The organism is Clostridium paraputrificum AGR2156 (genome assembly GCF_000424025.1).
Taxonomy (GTDB): Bacteria; Bacillota; Clostridia; order Clostridiales; family Clostridiaceae; genus Clostridium; species Clostridium paraputrificum.
This window is the reverse complement of record NZ_KE384122.1, coordinates 317,307-334,314: the sequence shown is the minus strand read 5'-3', so window position 1 is coordinate 334,314 and position 17,008 is coordinate 317,307. Positions and strand designations below refer to the sequence as shown.

Annotated in this window: 17 protein-coding genes; 1 reads left to right on the top strand and 16 read right to left on the bottom strand. The window is 30.9% G+C overall.

The genetic code is table 11. From position 1 onward, the window contains the following. Nucleotides 1-62: 62 nt before the first annotated feature. On the bottom strand, nt 63-2,612 hold the full coding sequence (locus G594_RS0116375; RefSeq protein ID WP_027099531.1) for a calcium-translocating P-type ATPase, PMCA-type: 2,550 nt from the start codon (nt 2,610-2,612) through the stop codon (nt 63-65). Nucleotides 2,613-2,943: 331 nt separating this feature from the next. Here G594_RS0116375 and G594_RS0116370 point away from each other — a divergent pair, with 331 nt between their 5' ends. Beyond that, a complete protein-coding gene (locus G594_RS0116370) occupies nt 2,944-4,587 on the top strand; it encodes a putative manganese-dependent inorganic diphosphatase (RefSeq protein WP_027099530.1) in 1,644 nt (547 codons plus the stop codon). Between the two features lie 267 nt (nt 4,588-4,854). Here G594_RS0116370 and G594_RS0116365 read toward each other — a convergent pair whose 3' ends face one another. The 15 genes from G594_RS0116365 to G594_RS0116295 all read right to left on the bottom strand — a co-directional run bounded on the left by G594_RS0116365 (nt 4,855) and on the right by G594_RS0116295 (nt 17,006). Continuing rightward, nucleotides 4,855-5,625, bottom strand: a complete 771-nt coding sequence (locus G594_RS0116365; RefSeq protein WP_027099529.1) for a flagellar hook-basal body complex protein — start codon at nt 5,623-5,625, stop codon at nt 4,855-4,857. A gap of 12 nt (nt 5,626-5,637) precedes the next feature. Next, entirely contained in the window at nt 5,638-6,405 is a 768-nt protein-coding gene (locus G594_RS0116360; RefSeq protein WP_027099528.1) for a flagellar hook-basal body complex protein, read from the bottom strand. Further along, a complete protein-coding gene (locus G594_RS20665; RefSeq protein ID WP_271815177.1) occupies nt 6,398-6,523 on the bottom strand; it encodes a hypothetical protein in 126 nt (41 codons plus the stop codon). The genes G594_RS0116360 and G594_RS20665 overlap by 8 nt, the downstream gene beginning before the upstream one ends. Nucleotides 6,524-6,600: 77 nt before the next feature. Continuing rightward, entirely contained in the window at nt 6,601-7,050 is a 450-nt protein-coding gene (locus G594_RS0116350; protein ID WP_027099527.1) for a hypothetical protein, read from the bottom strand. Between the two features lie 15 nt (nt 7,051-7,065). Continuing rightward, on the bottom strand, nt 7,066-7,791 hold the full coding sequence (locus G594_RS0116345; RefSeq protein WP_027099526.1) for a FliA/WhiG family RNA polymerase sigma factor: 726 nt from the start codon (nt 7,789-7,791) through the stop codon (nt 7,066-7,068). 14 nt (nt 7,792-7,805) lie between these two features. Continuing rightward, on the bottom strand, nt 7,806-8,435 hold the full coding sequence (locus G594_RS0116340; protein ID WP_027099525.1) for a flagellar brake protein: 630 nt from the start codon (nt 8,433-8,435) through the stop codon (nt 7,806-7,808). A 15-nt stretch (nt 8,436-8,450) separates the two neighbouring features. After that, nucleotides 8,451-9,299 (bottom strand): MinD/ParA family protein, encoded by an 849-nt coding sequence (locus G594_RS0116335; RefSeq protein ID WP_027099524.1) that lies wholly within the window; start codon nt 9,297-9,299, stop codon nt 8,451-8,453. Then, a complete protein-coding gene (flhF, locus tag G594_RS0116330; RefSeq protein ID WP_027099523.1) occupies nt 9,293-10,408 on the bottom strand; it encodes a flagellar biosynthesis GTPase FlhF in 1,116 nt (371 codons plus the stop codon). Before flhF ends, G594_RS0116335 begins: the two co-directional genes overlap by 7 nt. Then, the gene (flhA, locus tag G594_RS0116325; protein ID WP_243252843.1) at nt 10,409-12,454 is read right to left on the bottom strand and encodes a flagellar biosynthesis protein FlhA; all 2,046 of its coding nucleotides are present in this window, start codon (nt 12,452-12,454) and stop codon (nt 10,409-10,411) included. Between the two features lie 54 nt (nt 12,455-12,508). Continuing rightward, a complete protein-coding gene (locus G594_RS0116320) occupies nt 12,509-14,350 on the bottom strand; it encodes a fused FliR family export protein/FlhB family type III secretion system protein (protein WP_027099521.1) in 1,842 nt (613 codons plus the stop codon). Between the two features lie 11 nt (nt 14,351-14,361). Next, complete coding sequence (gene fliQ, locus G594_RS0116315) at nt 14,362-14,631, bottom strand: flagellar biosynthesis protein FliQ (RefSeq protein WP_027099520.1); 270 nt, start codon at nt 14,629-14,631, stop codon at nt 14,362-14,364. Between the two features lie 11 nt (nt 14,632-14,642). Further along, complete coding sequence (fliP, locus tag G594_RS0116310; RefSeq protein ID WP_027099519.1) at nt 14,643-15,416, bottom strand: flagellar type III secretion system pore protein FliP; 774 nt, start codon at nt 15,414-15,416, stop codon at nt 14,643-14,645. After that, nucleotides 15,409-15,798 (bottom strand): flagellar biosynthetic protein FliO, encoded by a 390-nt coding sequence (locus tag G594_RS0116305; protein WP_027099518.1) that lies wholly within the window; start codon nt 15,796-15,798, stop codon nt 15,409-15,411. Before G594_RS0116305 ends, fliP begins: the two co-directional genes overlap by 8 nt. 12 nt (nt 15,799-15,810) lie before the next feature. Beyond that, nucleotides 15,811-16,272 carry a flagellar basal body-associated FliL family protein gene (locus G594_RS0116300; RefSeq protein ID WP_027099517.1) on the bottom strand — a complete coding sequence of 154 codons (462 nt, stop codon included), beginning with the start codon at nt 16,270-16,272 and terminating at the stop codon, nt 15,811-15,813. 5 nt (nt 16,273-16,277) lie between these two features. Then, on the bottom strand, nt 16,278-17,006 hold the full coding sequence (locus G594_RS0116295) for a flagellar motor protein MotB (protein ID WP_027099516.1): 729 nt from the start codon (nt 17,004-17,006) through the stop codon (nt 16,278-16,280). Nucleotides 17,007-17,008 lie beyond the last annotated feature (2 nt).

Here is a 17,008-nt window from a genome sequence, read left to right as displayed (position 1 = left end):
CCTAAATAGAAAAAGCAGATCTTAAAAATAAGATTTGCTTTTTCTCATTCTATTCCTTACAATTATTTTGTTTTTATAAACAAATAAATACTATTTATAAATGCTATTATTCCAGAGAAGAATAATACAATCATCCATTGATTAATCATTAAAGGTACTGTATGGAATATGCCTTGTAAGAAAGGTATATATAATATTGCCGCTAACATTATTATAGAAAAAGATACTGCACCAACTAAATATAAGTTAGTGAATAACTTTATTTCAAAAATGGAATGTCTTTCTGACCTACATTCAAACACGTGGAACAATTGTGACATTACTAATGTAGCCAATGTTAAAGTTCTACAAGTCTCTAAATTCATTCCGTAATATCTTCCAACCATGAAAGATAATAAAGTACAAATACCAATTAATGAACCACGAACTAAAATCTTCTCAGTTAACCCTCTAGCAAATATTCCTTCTTTCCTATCTCTAGGAGCTTGCCTCATTATATCCTTATCTGCAGGATCTACCCCTAAAGCTATAGCAGGCAAACCATCAGTTGCTAAGTTTACAAATAAAATCTGAATTGGTGAAAGAGGATTAGGTAATGTAAGTAAAGATGCTAAGAACATTGTTAATACTTCACCTAAGTTACATGATAATAAGTACCTTATGAACTTTCTGATATTATCATATATAACTCTTCCCTCTTCTACTGCTGATACAATAGTTGCAAAATTATCATCCATAAGTATCATAGATGATGCTTCCTTAGTTACATCTGTTCCTGAAATTCCCATGGATATTCCAATATCAGCTTCCTTAATAGCTGGAGCATCATTAACACCATCACCAGTCATTGCTACAACATTATTATTTCTTTTAAATGCCCTAACAATTCTAAGCTTATGATCAGGTGATACCCTAGCAAAAACCCTTATCTTTTCAACTTTCTTCTTTAGTTCATCATCTGTCATGCTTTCTATATCTTCACCAGTTACAACTTGGTCATCGTTATTACATATGTTTAAAGATTTTGCTATTGCAAGAGCAGTATTTTTATGATCACCAGTAATCATAACTGGCTTAATACCTGCAAGCTTACATCTAAGAACAGCATCTCTAGCCTCAGCTCTTGGTGGATCTATGCTACCTGCAACACCTATGAATATCAATCCATCTTCTAATTTTTCACTCCTAGTTAAATTTTCATCCTTATATGCACCTGCAATACATCTTAATGCTCTAGAAGACATTGCCTCAATAAATGAAGCTACTTGCTTCTTCTTTTGATATGTTAGAGGCTTAATCTTATTATTTTCTAATATATAAGAACATTTTTCTATAACCCTTTCAGGAGCCCCCTTAACATAGCAACATTCTTTTCCATTTTCCCTCATAATAACAGACATCATCTTTCTTGTTGAATCAAAAGGTATATCATATACACGCTCAGATTTTTCAACAAAAGCTTTAAGAAGATTTGTATCCTTAAAGAATAGTTTTACTAATGCTGTTTCTGTTGGATCACCATGTAATGCTTTATCTATATTTTTAACATTAAAATCATAATTACAATCATTACATAATACTAGTGACTTCATTAACATTGTATAATCTGTAAGCTTTTCCTTATCAAGTTCACATATCTTTCCATTTAGGTATACTTCCTTAACAGTCATTTTATTTTGTGTTAAGGTACCTGTCTTATCAGAGCAAATAACAGATGTACATCCTAATGTTTCTACAGCTGGAAGCTTTCTAACTAATGCATTTCTCTTAAGCATTCTAGAAACTCCAAGTGCTAATGAAACTGTTACTATAGCTGCTAATCCCTCTGGAATTGCTGCTACAGCTAAACTTACTCCAAGTAAGAACATCTCTGTTATATCATTTCCTCTAATAATTCCTAAGATAGTAACAACTGCACAAATTACAAGACATAAAACAACTAATATTTTTCCTAATGATTCTAATCGTTCTTTTAAAGGAGATTTTTCTTCTTTTATATTATCTAAAAGATTTGCTATCTTACCCATTTCAGTGTCCATTCCAATACTAGTTACTGTAAATAATCCTTTTCCCTTTAGCATTGTTGTTCCCATATATCCACTGCGCTTTTCTTTCTTATTTGTATCCTTAGAAACTCCAACTGATTCCCCTGTTAATAATGATTCATCTACCATTATTGATGATCCTTCAAGGAATTCTCCATCTGCTGGAATTCTATCTCCAGCTTCAAGTACAACAACATCCCCTATTGTTAGATAGGCAGAATTAATTACCTTTAATCCTCCATCTCTAAACACCTTACAAGTTGGTGCTGCTAGATTCTTCAAAGCTTCTAAAGACTTTTCAGTTCTAAATTCCTGTACAAATCCTAAAATTGCATTTACTATAACGATTATTATAATTGTAATAGCATCTGCTGTATCTCCCATAATACCTGAAATAATGGTGGCACCTAATAATACCCATACCATAAAATCGTTAAATTGAGATAAAAAAATCATTATTGGTGAAGCTTTCTTTTTATGCTGTATTTCATTTAATCCAAAGTTTTTCATTCTCTTCTCTGCTTCTCGTGTTGTTAACCCCGGAACTATTGTCTTTTCCTGTATCACCCTTTTTCCTCCTTAAACAAAACTCTATATTATATATATTTTGCTTTACTGAAGTTAGAACACAAGAAAACATAATAAAGTTAAAGGTTGTTATGAACTTTCTTTTAATAAAAGAACTATCATATTAATTGAATGTTCTCTTATACTATCTAAATAGTGAATACCTGCTTAAGGTCACATATCTTAGATTCAATATATTTTTTATATTGTGAAATACTTCATTAATAAATATGTTTTCTGCTATACTTCTCTATTTTCTTCTTTTCTTTACTTTTTTCGTGTTTAGCTTTAAAATATAATAGTAAAATTTTAAGTCAAAGGAGGAATAGTTTTGAGAAACGTAGTTTATGTAACTGGACATAAAAATCCAGATTCAGATTCAATTTGTGCAGCTTACGCATATGCTGAATTTAAGAACAAAACTGGAGAAATTCCTGCTATACCTGTTAGATTAGGTAATGTTAGCAGAGAAACTCAGTTCATCTTAGATTACTTTGGTGCAGAAGCTCCTGAATATTTAGAAACTGTAAAGTTAAAAGTTGAAGATTTAAAGATAGATAATATCAACCCTGTTACACCTGAGATATCATTAAAGATGGCTTGGAACATTATGAGAGATAAGAACATTCAATCTCTTCCTGTAGCTGATTCAAATGATCATTTATTAGGTATGCTATCTGTATCTAACTTAACTTCTTCATATATGGATATATGGGATAATGTTATCCTAGATAAGAGTAATACTTCTATAGATAATATAGTTGATACTTTATCTGCAAAGGAATTATACATCCATGGTAATAACCCAAAATTCCCTGGAAAGATTTGTGTTGCTGCTATGCAACCAGAAAGCATGAAGGGATTAATTGAAGAAGGTGATATTGCTATAGTTGGTGATAGACCTGAAGTTCAAGAAGCTTTAATTGATCTTAAGGTTTCTTTAGTTATAATAACAGGTTCTCATAATGTATCTGATGAATTACTTGAAAAAGCTAAGAAGAATGGAGTATGTATCATAAGCACTCCTCATGATTCATTCACAGCTTCAAGATTAATAGTTCAAAGTATACCTGTAGGATATGTTATGGCTACAGAAAACATAGTATCTTTCTCAACTGATGACTTAGTTGAAGATATTAAGAAGGAAATGAGTGAAACTAGATATAGAAGCTATCCTGTTACTGATTCAGATGGTAAGGTAGTAGGTTTAATTTCTAGATATCATTTAATTTCTAACCATAAGAAGAAAGTAATTCAAGTTGACCATAATGAAAGAGGTCAATCTGTAGATGGATTAGATGAAGCTGAAATCTTAGAAATCATCGACCACCACAGAGTTGCTGATATTCAAACAAACAACCCAATTTACTTCAGAAACGAACCTCTTGGAAGTACTTCAAGTATAGTTGCTAAGTGCTTCTTTGAAAATGGTATAAGACCTTCTAAGAAGGCTGCTGGTCTATTAATGGGTGCTTTAATTTCTGATACATTATTATTCAGAAGTCCAACTTGTACTGAACAAGATAAGCACATCTGCAAGAGATTAGCTGAAATTGCTGGAGTAAATGATGTTGAAGCTTTTGCTAAAGAAATGTTCAAAGCTGGTACTTCATTACAAGGAAAGACAGTTGAACAAATCTTCAATCAAGACTTCAAGCCATTTACAATTGGTGAAGTAAAAATAGGTGTTGCTCAAGTTAACACTATGGATATCGAAGGATTTATGCCTTTAAAAGAAGATATGCTAAAGTATATGGAAAGAAAAGCTGAAGAAAATTCCTTCAGCATGGTAATGCTTCTTCTAACTGACATACTAAATGAAGGTTCTCAAATTTTAGTAGCTGGAAGAATGCCTGAAATAGTTGAAAAGACTTTCAGTGTTACTTTAGAAGCATCAACTGCTTTCTTACCTGGAGTTCTTTCAAGAAAGAAGCAAGTTATACCACCATTAACAAACGTAATATCTACAATGTAAAAAACTGCCTTATGGCAGTTTTTTTATCTTTTAAAATCTATCCAAGCCCGCATTTTTACTATATATTCATATATTTATATATTTAAAACAATATTTAAACATTTCTTTTTTGGCACAAGTTATCCTAATTATTTTGAACAAAAAGGTGGTGTGGATAATTTATCTTGTTTGTTCCATCACAAGCTCCATGTCACATGGAAACAAATATCCATCCCTCTCGTACTAAAGTAATTAAAAAGAAACTTTAGCATAGCTAAAGTTTCAATCTTATCTTCTCATATTATTAATCATTCCCCACATCTCATCAGCACTTTCCATTGCTTTAGTGCTTAATTGAAATGCTCTTTGAGTAACAATCATATCTGTAAATTCTGTAGCAACATCTACATTAGAACCTTCCAAAAATCCTTGATACATTTCTGCATTAGTTGATACTTGAACATTAGCATCTCCTACTGGAAGGAATAAATTATCACCTACTGATTGAAAAGCATTTGTTCCTACTGCTGTATATAAAGGAATATTTCCAATCTTAATAAAGGTATCTCCTTCTTTATTATATACTCCACCTTTTGTATCAATTAAAAGATTTCTTGCGTTTAATGCAGTGTTTTGTTCGTTTCTACCATTTATGTATTCTATATAAACTTTATTTCCTCTAGTATCAACAAGTCTTCCCATACTATCAACTTGGAATGCACCATCCCTAGTATAAACATATGATCCATCTGGTTGAACTAATCTAAAGTATCCTTCTCCATCTATACTTAGATCTGTTGGAAGTCCTGTATCTGTTAAGAATCCTTGAGTATTATCTCTATACCACTCTGTAGTTCTTACTCCTGTTCCCATAGATGCATCCTTATCATTTACCGGATATCCTTTTCTGTCTAAAGATTCATTAAGTAAATCCTTAAAGCCTACATCTACTCTCTTATATCCCATTGTCCCAGAGTTAGCTAGGTTATTACTTATTGTATCTAATTTAACTTGTTGAGCATTTAATCCTGTTTTACTTGTCCAAATTGTTCTAAGCATTTCCTAGTCCTCCTATACTCTTCCAATATCATTTGCTGCTTTATTTAAAGTTTCATCTAGCATTGATACAAATTTCTGATTTGTTTCAAAACTTCTTTGATTTGTAATTATATTTACCATTTCATTTGTAATATTAACATTAGATGCTTCAACAAATCCTTGGCTTACAGTAACTACTGTATTATACATTGGATTTTCTCCTCTGAAGTAATTATCTCCCATCTTTTCCAAATTTCCATAATCCTGAAAATCAGCTAGTGCTAATGAATGAGTAGCAACTCCACCTACTGAAATATTATTATTTCTATCAATAGAAAAATTATCATTTCCAACATATATAGGTTCCATATTTCCTGTATACTTATTTACTCCTAAGACCTTATCACCTGTAGTAGTTGTTAAAAAACCATCATTTCCAATTAGAAAGTTACCATCTCTAGTATAAAGTCTTTCATTACCTCTTTGAACTGTAAAAAATCCTCTTCCACTTATTGCAAAATCAGTAACCTTTCCAGTATCTTTAAGCGCACCTTGAGTAAATGCAGTTTCTACAGTATCTATTTCTGCTCCTAAACTTAATGCCCCTAATCTTTGAGGAACATTTTTACCTGCAGCAATCTTATCTTTATTTTGTATGTATACTTCATCGAAGCTTTTTATAGCTAGGTTTTCAGATTTATAACCTATTGTATTGGCATTAGACATATTGTTAGTTATTGTACTTTGCCTGCTCTCTAATGATATCATTCCTGAAACAGCTGTATATAAACTTCTAATCATTTTTCTCATCCCCTTTAAAAAACACCTTACACTCATCCTTAGTGTGCATACCTAGACCTCTAGCTTTTTCTTCTATCTTAGCATCAGTCATTGAATTACTATATTTATATGTAAACATAAGGCTTGTACCTAATATTAGGCCTATTCCAATTCCTATAAGGATCTTTTTATCACATAGGAAGTTAAATACTTCCTTTATTTTTTGTATAAATTCCTTACTAATAATACTTCCCCCTTACCTAAAGAAAGTTTTTCACAAATCTCATCATCATTAAGTCCTAAACTAATTAATTCTCTTATGACCTCTGTTTTATTCTTATTATCTATTTCATTTATTACATCCACTTCTTCATCTATAGAAGTTAAATTATTACTAATTAATTCTTCGTCTGTTTCTAAGTTTTCTTTAATATCTTCTACATTATTATTGAAATTAATATGTTGTTTAATCTCTAAAATTTCTTTTTGAAGTTCTGTTAAGCTTTCAGCTATATCTCTTCTTATAGCTCCTATCTCTACTTCTACTTCTGTCATATCTTTCTGTTTGTATTTTAACACATCACTAAAGGAACTTTCATCCTTTTTTAGAGCTTTATAGTTTAAAACCACCAAAATAACTCCTATAACTATCAATATAAATGGCATATTTCCACACCCTCATTACAAATAATTAATTTTTTTCATCTTTTCCCTTAAGTTTCTTATAGCTCTACTATGTAGTTGACACACTCTTGATTCAGAAACCCCTAAAACAGCTCCAATTTCTTTTAATGTCAGCTTTTCATAGTAATATAAATTTAAAACAGTTCTATCTTTTTCATTAAGAGATTCTATTGCTTTAGCTAATATCTCTATCTGTTCCTTCTCTTCATAACTTTGTTCAGGGCTTGGACTATTTTTATCTTCAATAATTCCCATAATAGTCATATCTTCATCATCGGAATATACTATATCTTCTAACGAAACAACTGATATATAGTTAATATAATTTTCTATTTCTCCAACTTCACATATTGATAAGTTCATATGTTTTGCAATTTCATCAATTGACGGTTCTCTACAAAGTGTTTTTTGTAGAGTTTCTACTGCTTCATTATATCTATTTAACTTATCCATAGCTCCTTTAGATATAGGTCTGTTCTTTCTTATTTCATCAATTATTGCTCCTCTTATTCTTATAGATGCATATGATGAAAACTTCATGCCTTTAGTTTCATCATATTTAGAAATAGCATCTATTAATCCAATCATTCCATATCCTACTAAATCTTCGTATTCCATATTTTTATTTTTTCCTAAGCTAATACGTGAAGCTATGTATTTAACTAATGGTATACATTCCTCAATAATTTGTTCTTTTCCCTCTAATAGATTTAAGGTGGTCATAAATACTCCTCCTTTTATACAAGTCCCCTTTGTTTTCTCATTTGTTCAAATACTTTTTGAATAATTTTATCTCTTGTTCTTTCTGATATTTCCTTAAACTTTAATCCACATATATATTCGCCTGTATTACTCTTTTCAACTCTTACAACTTCTCCAACTATTTGTACCTTTTCATTTTCAGCTATAAAAATATTTACTGTTACTCTATCTCTTAAAGATAATTTTTCTTCTATCTTTATCTTCATGCCTCCACCACTTAGGTCAAGAATAATTCCCTTTTTCCATACTTCTTCTCCATTATCATTTTGCAGCTTATAGAAAGCATACTCTACCATATCAACTCTTACATAATTTCTTCTTTGTATTTTACTTATGTTGTATGGTTTTGACAACTTATATAAATTTAATTTTCCCTCCCTAGTTCTTCCAAGTACTCTACAATTAAACTTATAATAACTACCACCATCTACATAATGTTCCGCCTCTATTTCATCATTATCATTCATAGTAAGATAAATACCATTATTAACAGGAATATCTATTAAAATATAACTTTCTGTTACATCCTGTAGGTTACTTTTATAAAATACCTCTCCCTCTAAAATTTGAATGTTTCCATTAATCTCAAGTTTAAATTTTTTCATTTCCTTACTCCCCCTCTAAGAAAATAAACTGAACAGTTTTTTAAACAACCCTTCCGCTCCCATATTTTCTACACTCGCATTTCCTATTAACTTATTTGATATTCTTTCTATTGATTTAGATGCATCGCATTTTGGATGTAATATTGTAAAGGGGACTTGTGCCCTTACCCCTTCAACTAATTTTCTATCCTCTGATATAGATCCTAAATAATTAACTTTTATAGTTAAAAACTTCTCTACAGCTCTTTTTAGCTTATTATAAGTTTCTTCTCCATCTTTAATTGAAAAAGCTCTATTAACTATTACATTTGCGGTATTTGTTAATTTAAAATGATCTGTAGCCTTTATTAAGCTATAAGCATCAGTTAAAGATGTTGGTTCTGGTGTAGTTATTACTATTGTTTCTTCTGAACAAGCTATAAATGCAAGTACATTTTTATTAATTCCTGCACCAGTATCAATGAATATATAATCATATTTATCTAGGCTAGTTAACTTTTCTATAAAGGCTAACCTCTCCTCTTCTTCTAAGTTTTCAATATAGTTTATTCCAGAGCCTCCTGGTAATAAATTAATTCCATAGGGTCCTTCTACAACTACTTCATTTATATCCTTCCCCTCTAGAAGATCAAAAACATTATAACTAGGCAGTGCTCCCATTAAAACATCATCATTTCCCATCCCTATATCTGCATCAAAAATCAATACTTTTTTCCCTTTTTTATGAAGAGTTATTCCCATATTAACAACAAAATTACTTTTACCTACTCCACCTTTACCCGATGTTATAGTAATTATTTTTGCCTTTTTCTTTGAGTTATCCTTATTAGCTAATCTTCTTAAGTTTTCCGCTTGATCTAGCATAAGGATTCCTCCCCGAATATAAACTTCATTAAATCATCCTTTGATGGATTTTTTATATCATCAGGAACATTTTGTCCTGTTGCAATATATCTTATAGGCTTTTGTGACCTTTTACTTATGTTATAAATAGCTCCATAAGTAGTTGTTTCATCTAATTTAGTTATTATAATATTGTCATAATTTAAATACTTATATCCTTGTAATATAGTCTCTACATCTCGATTCTTAGTTGTTGCACTTATGACCATGCTCACACTGTCAGGCTTAGCTTTTTCTGTAAATGCTCTTAATTCAGAAATTTGCATTGTATTTTTACTACTTCTTCCGGTAGTATCTATTAAAATAACATCCATTCCCTTTAAAGCCTCTATAGCCTCTTCCATCTCTTTAATTGTAACTACAACCTTAAATGGAATATTCATTATTTCTGCATATGTCTTTAATTGTTCAACAGCTCCAATTCTATATGTATCTACTGTTATTAATCCTACTTTCTTTTTTTCTATCAAAGATAACTTTCCTGCAAGCTTAGCTATAGTTGTTGTCTTTCCTACTCCAGTAGGTCCTACTAAAACTATTCTTCCTTTTAAATTCTCTTCTGATATTTCAATGTCTGCATTAATAACTTCTTTTAAGGAATTCTCTATGTGCTCAATATCTATCCTATCTTTTAGCTCATTATAAAACTCTAAGTCTATATCTATTTTTTCTAGTACTTCCTTAATAGGATCCCTTTCTTCTTCCTTAGTTGTATTTTTTATTACCTTATTTAGAAGTTCCTTCATCTCTTTTACTTCCGCTTCTAGTTTTTCTTCCTTCTCCTCTTTAGTTGAAATACTAGGCTTTGAAACTTCACTTTGCTTATTTTCAATTTCTTGTTCCATTATCTTTCTTATATCATTTATTGAACTTTGAAAATTTTCCTCAGTTCCCTTACTTGAGTTCTCTACAGCAGCAGTTACTTCAATCTGCTTTTCAGAAAAAAGTCCCTTAAATCCTGGTTTTCTTACTTTTCTTTGGCTTACTATTATAGCATCCTTTCCCAGTTCATACCTTATTCTTGTAAGAGCCTCATTCATATTACTGACTAAATACTTTTTTATTATCATCTACAGTGTTACAACTCCTTCAGTACGAATTTCAACATCATTTGGAATTTCATTTAAAGAAATAACCATTATATGAGGAAATGCCATTTCTATTAATTTTCTAAATACACATCTTATATTTGGTGATACCAAAATTACTGGTTGGTTATTATAGAAATATACTGATTCTATAGTATCTCTTATATTATTAAATATTCTTGTTGTAGTATCGGGATCAATTGTTGGGAATGTTCCTTGAATTGATTTTTGTATATTTGATGCTACTAATTCTTCTAGCTGAGGATGTAATGTTACAACAGTAACTGCTCTATCTTCATTTATAATTTGATTACATATAGTTCTTGCAAGAGAGAATCTTACATATTCAGTTAATAATTCAATATCCTTTGTATTTCTTGAATTATCAGCAAGAGATTCCATAATAGTAACCATATCCTTTATTGGAACCTTCTCTCTTAATAAGTTCTGTAATACTTTTTGTAATTCTCCAATAGTTAATAGATCTGGTATTAACTCATCAACTACAGCACTGTATTTTTCTCTTGTGTTGTCAACAATTAACTTAACCTCTTGTCTTCCTAACAATTCATAAGAATGTGCTTTTATTGTTTCAGTTAAATGTGTAACCATAACTGTTGTTGGATCTACTACAGTTAATCCTTTAATCTCTGCTTCCTCTCTTTGGTCTTTATTAATCCATACAGCTGGAAGTCCAAATGTAGGTTCTATTGTCTTAATTCCTGGTATATCTGAATTGTCACCTGTAGGGTCCATACATAATAACATATTAGGCATAAGTTCTGATGAAGCTATAACTGTTCCTCTTATCTTTATTACATATTCATTGGTTCTAAGTTGTAGGTTATCTCTAATTCTTATAGGTTGTACAACTATCCCCATTTCAATTGCACACTGCCTTCTTACAGAGGCAATTCTTTGTAACAAATCTCCTCCAGTAGTTTCATCTGCTAATGGAATTAATCCATAACCAATTTCAACTTCCATAGGCTCAACGGATATAAGATTCATTACATTCTCTGGCTCTTTTCTTTCCATCTCAACAATTTCATCTTCTTCCATAGCAATTGCTAATTCCTGCTTTTTATTTTCTTCTTTATAAAGAAGATATGTTAACACTCCCATAGCAGCTGCTGCTAAAAAGAACGGAAGCTTTGGCATACCTGGAATAATTCCAATAGAAAACATTAATATTGTTGCAATTCCTGTTACCACTGGGAAAGCTGTTAACTGATTAGCAAATGTTTTACCAAAGTTATCTCTGCTTCCTGAACGAGTTACCAAAATACCTGATGATGTTGATATTAATAATGCTGGTATTTGTCCTACTAACCCATCTCCTACCGTTAAGATTATATATTTGCTTGCAGCATCACCAGCACTCATATTCTTCATCATAACTCCAATTATAATTCCACCAACTATATTTATAAGAGTTATTATTATACCTGCAATGGCATCTCCCTTAACGAACTTAGATGCTCCATCCATCGCTCCATAAAAGTCTGCTTCTGATTGCAAGTCTTGTCTTCTAATTTTTGCTATTGCTTCATCTATAAGCCCTGAATTCAAATCTGCATCTATTGACATCTGCTTTCCTGGCATTGCATCAAGAGTAAATCTTGCAGATACTTCTGCTACTCTCCCAGCACCATTTGTTATAACAATGAAATTAACAATAACTATAATTATGAATATAATAATACCAACAACATAGTTTCCACCTACTACAAAATCTCCAAATGCAGTAATAATACTCCCTGCATCTGCTTCTGTTAGTATTAATCTTGTGGAGGATATGTTAAGTGCTAATCTAAAAAGTGTAGTTACAAGTAAAAGTGTAGGGAACACTGATAATTGCAATACATTTGTTGTAAACATTGTTATAAGCATTATTACAACTGAAAGTGTAATATTCAATGCTAATAAAACATCTAATACACCCTTAGGCAATGGAATAATAATCATAAGAACTATTCCTATTACACCTATAGCTACAAGCACATCTAAATTTTCTTTTAAATTCATCTTTTTATTATTTATAGGTGACAAATTCATCCCATCCTTTATCTAAGCAAAGTCTTACTTCTTATTTTTTAGTTTATATACCATAGCTAGAATCTCTGCTACAGCTTGATACATTTCCTGGGGAACTTCCCTATCTATATCTACCTGTTCATATATCATTCTTGCTAAAGGTTTATTTTCCATTATAGGAACATCATTTTCCTTTGCGACTTCTTTTATCTTTAGTGCTACTAAATCTGCTCCCTTTGCCACTACTTTAGGAGCTTCATTATTTCCTTCTTCATACTTTAAAGCTATTGAAAGATGTGTTGGATTTGTAATTACAACAGTTGCATCTGCTACAGATGCCATCATTCTTCTTGTTGCCATCTCTCTCTGCTTTTGTTTTATTTTACTTTTAATCTGAGGATCTCCCTCCATTTGTTTATACTCTTCCTTAATTTCTTGTTTTGTCATTCTTAAGTCCTTTTGGTGAAACCTAAATTGAACAAAGTAATCTGCAGCAGCAATTATTACTAAAACTAAACTTACTTGAAAGAATATACCTACAACTAAATCCTGAACTTGTCCCCCTAAAGAAGGCAGATATGTATTAGATATTTGAAGGATTTTATCATAATTGTCTCTAACATATAAAAAACCAATAAAACCTATTACTGTTACCACTGCAAGATTCTTTAACAAATCCACAAAACTCTTTTTAGAAAACATATTTTTAAAACCAGAAATAGGATTTAATTTACTAAATTTTGGTTTTAGAGGTTCTCCTGTAAGTAAAAATCCCGTTTGCATTAAACTTGCCACTATTCCAGCTATCATTATTGGAATAACAACTGGAAGTATACATAACCCAGCTTTCAATAATATAGTAATTACTATGGATTTTATGCTCATTTCATTTATATCTTGAAGCATTCCAGACTGAAGGAAATATATCATAGTATCTTTTAAATTTCCTACTATCATACTACTTAATAAAAGTATCACTAGAGTACAAGTAACCATTGTTATTGCAAGTCCAACATCCTTACTTCTAGCTACCTGACCTTTTTTTCTAGCTTCACTCTTTTTCTTTGGTGTAGCTTCCTCTGTCTTTTCTTCTTTTGCAAATATAAGCACCATAGGTGCCGCTGGTAGTACCTTTAACATTTCCTCTATAATATCTGGTATTAAATTAAATGCATAGGATACTATTTTTATCATTATAGGTAATAATGCTATAAATGTTAGTAATCCAACCACCATTTTAACTGGCATACCTAAAATCATTACATTAATTGCTGGCACAGTTCTTGAAACTAAAGCCATGCATAAATCTGTTATTATAATTATCAATACCAATGGTATTGCAATTTTCACTCCTATTACAAAATACTCTCTAAAAGCATCTAAAACTACTGAGAAAGTATCTTGAAAAACTATATTTTGCCCTATATTTACTACCTTAAAACTTTGTATTAAACACTTAATTAACAGGTGGTGCCCATCGATAATAAAGAATATTACCATGGAAATAAAATACGATAAATTAGAAAAGGGAGTACTTGTTGTCTCACTACTAGGATCTAGCATATTCATCATAGATAACCCTATTTGGATATCCATGTACCCTCCTGCCATTCTTATAAAATCAAATATCATATTGGCTATAAAGCCTAGTATAACCCCACTCATTATTTCACTTATTACGCTATAAACAAGCATATAGTTGTTATTTATCTCTAAAACGACCTGATAATTTATTCCCGATATTATTGAAAATGACAATATCATTCCAATTGCACCCTTTAGTATTGGTGGTGTTCCTTTGGGAAATAAAGACTTAGCAACCAGGAAAAATGATGTTAATCGTATAAATACAAGTATTAATGCTAGAAAGTAGGCTGTATTAACCACTGCTCTACCCCCTATGTTGAAACTTTAATAATTAATTCAAAAATTCTTCTTGTAAATCCCATAATGGTATGAAGCATCCAATTTCCTAACAATATACCAATAAAGGCTACACCTAACAGCTTAGGAACAAATGTTAATGTCTGCTCTTGAATTTGAGTGGTTGCTTGAATAATACTTATAATTAGACCAATTACTATAGCTACTGCTAAGATTGGTCCAGCTACCTTTAATGCTGTCATAATTGCATCTTTAACTACACCTATAACTAAACTTTCACTCATACTAAATCACCTCACGAAAAGCTCAAAATCAAGGACTTAACAAGTAAATACCATCCATCTACCATTACAAAAAGTAATAACTTAAATGGTAAAGAGACCATAACTGGCGGTAGCATAAACATCCCCATGGACATTAATACGCTTCCAACTACCAAGTCTATTAGTAAGAATGGTAAATAAATTAAGAAACCTATTTGGAAGGCAGTCTTTAATTCACTAATAGCAAAAGCTGGCACAACTGCTGAAAATGGAATATTCTCTGGTGTTAATTCTTCATCTTGCAAATTAGCAGCCTCTACAAATAGTTCTAAATCTTTCTGCCTAGTTTGCTTCAACATAAATTCTTTTAGTGGTTTACCACCTTCTTCAATAGCTTGTTCTTGTGTAATTGAATTTTCCAAGTATGGCTTAATTGCCTTTTCATTCATTTCACCAACTACAGGACTCATAATAAAAAATGTTAAAAACAATGCTAGTCCAACTAAAACTTGATTTGGTATAGACTGCTGTGCTCCCATTGCACTTTTTAAAAATGAAAATACAACAACTATTCTTGTAAAAGATGTTACCATTATAATAATTGAAGGTAATAAAGCTAATACTGTGAAAAATATTAATAGCTTTATATTAGATACATAGTCTCCTGAAGTACCTTCTCCCCCAATGTTTATATTTACACCAGGTAAATCTACTGTTTCTGGGGCTGCACTTACTGCTATTCCTGTAAACCCTATAACTGCTAAAGCTACCAAAAATATTAATAGTGATTTCCTCTTTTTACTCATGCTTATCTTCCTTTGATTTTATTTTTCCCCAAGCCTCTATTGATAAACTTTTAAAATTATTTAATATACCCTCATATTTGTTGTTCATATCCTTTAAAGCTTGTTGTTTTGCTTCTTCTATTTCTGCCAATTCTTCTTCAGTTAATTCTTGTAACTTTTCAGTATGTCCAGTAGAAGTTGATAATACCATTCCCTTTTTCCCTACTTTAACCACTAATATGTAGCCATCCTTAGAAATTTGAACTCTCTCTATTACCTTTACATACTTTTTATTTAAATTTCCGTTAATACCTTTATTGGCATATTTAAACAATATAATCATTAAAGCAAAGATAATTATCATAGATACAATTAACTTAAAAATCATTAATGTAAAATCCATTTATTTTCTTCCCTACTGTGCTAATAATTGATCAAAATAGATATTCACTATTTTACCTTCATCCAATATTTTATTAATATCTTCAATTAGCCCCTTTTTTAAATTTTCTTCATTTTCAGCTCTAAAATCTTCACTCTTTTTTGACATCAAATAAAATAAGGTTGCATCTTTTACTTCTGTAAGCTTACTATTTAATTCTTTTCCTAACTTCTTATTTTTTTTATCATAAGAAATATTCATTGTTGCTTTAAGATAGCTTCTTCCACTTTCATCTGCTAATCTAACCATTATATCCTCTGCCACAGGAACCTTTTCTTCAACAATTGGCTTTTCTACATCACTTGTACTCTGCATATAAAAGTAAACTCCTCCAAAACCTCCTGCACCAAGAACTAATAATGCTAATACTATAACTAAAATTTTCTTTATCCCACCTGATGTGCTTTTTTCATTATCACTATTCTTTTTTGCCATTAAAATCACTCCTTATTATTAGTAACAAGCAAGATGTTTACTCTTCTATTCTTTGCTTTATTTTCTGTACTGTTATTAGGTACTAACGGCTTTGTTTCCCCATATCCTACTGCACTAAATCTATTAGGATTTTGTCCCTTAGCCTCAGTAAAATACCTTAAAACCTTTGTTGCTCTTGTAGCTGACAACTCCCAGTTAGATTCAAATTCTTTTACTCCAACAGGTACATTATCTGTATGTCCCTCTACAATTATAGAATTAGGCAATGTGGCTATAAGTACATTTATTTTATCCAATATTGCTAATGAATCTTGTTTCAAGTCTGCTCTACCTGGTTCAAAAAGTATACTATCTTTTAGTTGAAGTATTATACCTCTCTCATCACTTGTGATTTCAACCGTTGCAGACAAATCATTCTCTTCTACAAACTTTTGTATCTCTTCGTAAGTTTCAACTTGAGACCCACCATTTTCTATCATATCTTCTACAGGTGATTCCCCACCTACTAAAGGCACTTTCCCATTATATAGGTCATATTGTAAAATTGAATCAGCACTTTTTCCAGACATCACTTCATTAAATGCATTGGATAGTTGCTTCAGCTTCTCACTATCTAAGCTAGACATAGAATATAAAAGAACAAAAAATGTTAAAAGTAATGTTATTGTATCAGCATATGTATCTAACCAAGTACTTCCCCCTGAATCATTATTCTTCTTTTTTCTTCTAGCCATGG

What these genes read in the sequence shown, in the direction of transcription:
- flhA (WP_243252843.1), bottom strand. Translation starts at nt 12,454, where the DNA reads ATGAATTTAAAAGAAAATTTAGATGTGCTTGTAGCTATAGGTGTAATA.
- fliP (WP_027099519.1), bottom strand. Translation starts at nt 15,416, where the DNA reads ATGAGTAAAAAGAGGAAATCACTATTAATATTTTTGGTAGCTTTAGCA.
- G594_RS0116305 (WP_027099518.1), bottom strand. Translation starts at nt 15,798, where the DNA reads ATGGATTTTACATTAATGATTTTTAAGTTAATTGTATCTATGATAATT.
- G594_RS0116300 (WP_027099517.1), bottom strand. Translation starts at nt 16,272, where the DNA reads ATGGCAAAAAAGAATAGTGATAATGAAAAAAGCACATCAGGTGGGATA.
- G594_RS0116335 (WP_027099524.1), bottom strand. Translation starts at nt 9,299, where the DNA reads ATGCTAGATCAAGCGGAAAACTTAAGAAGATTAGCTAATAAGGATAAC.
- fliQ (WP_027099520.1), bottom strand. Translation starts at nt 14,631, where the DNA reads ATGAGTGAAAGTTTAGTTATAGGTGTAGTTAAAGATGCAATTATGACA.
- G594_RS20665 (WP_271815177.1), bottom strand. Translation starts at nt 6,523, where the DNA reads ATGTTTACATATAAATATAGTAATTCAATGACTGATGCTAAGATAGAA.
- G594_RS0116350 (WP_027099527.1), bottom strand. Translation starts at nt 7,050, where the DNA reads ATGCCATTTATATTGATAGTTATAGGAGTTATTTTGGTGGTTTTAAAC.
- G594_RS0116340 (WP_027099525.1), bottom strand. Translation starts at nt 8,435, where the DNA reads ATGAAAAAATTTAAACTTGAGATTAATGGAAACATTCAAATTTTAGAG.
- G594_RS0116365 (WP_027099529.1), bottom strand. Translation starts at nt 5,625, where the DNA reads ATGCTTAGAACAATTTGGACAAGTAAAACAGGATTAAATGCTCAACAA.
- G594_RS0116360 (WP_027099528.1), bottom strand. Translation starts at nt 6,405, where the DNA reads ATGATTAGAAGTTTATATACAGCTGTTTCAGGAATGATATCATTAGAG.
- flhF (WP_027099523.1), bottom strand. Translation starts at nt 10,408, where the DNA reads ATGATAATAAAAAAGTATTTAGTCAGTAATATGAATGAGGCTCTTACA.
- G594_RS0116295 (WP_027099516.1), bottom strand. Translation starts at nt 17,006, where the DNA reads ATGGCTAGAAGAAAAAAGAAGAATAATGATTCAGGGGGAAGTACTTGG.
- G594_RS0116345 (WP_027099526.1), bottom strand. Translation starts at nt 7,791, where the DNA reads ATGACCACCTTAAATCTATTAGAGGGAAAAGAACAAATTATTGAGGAA.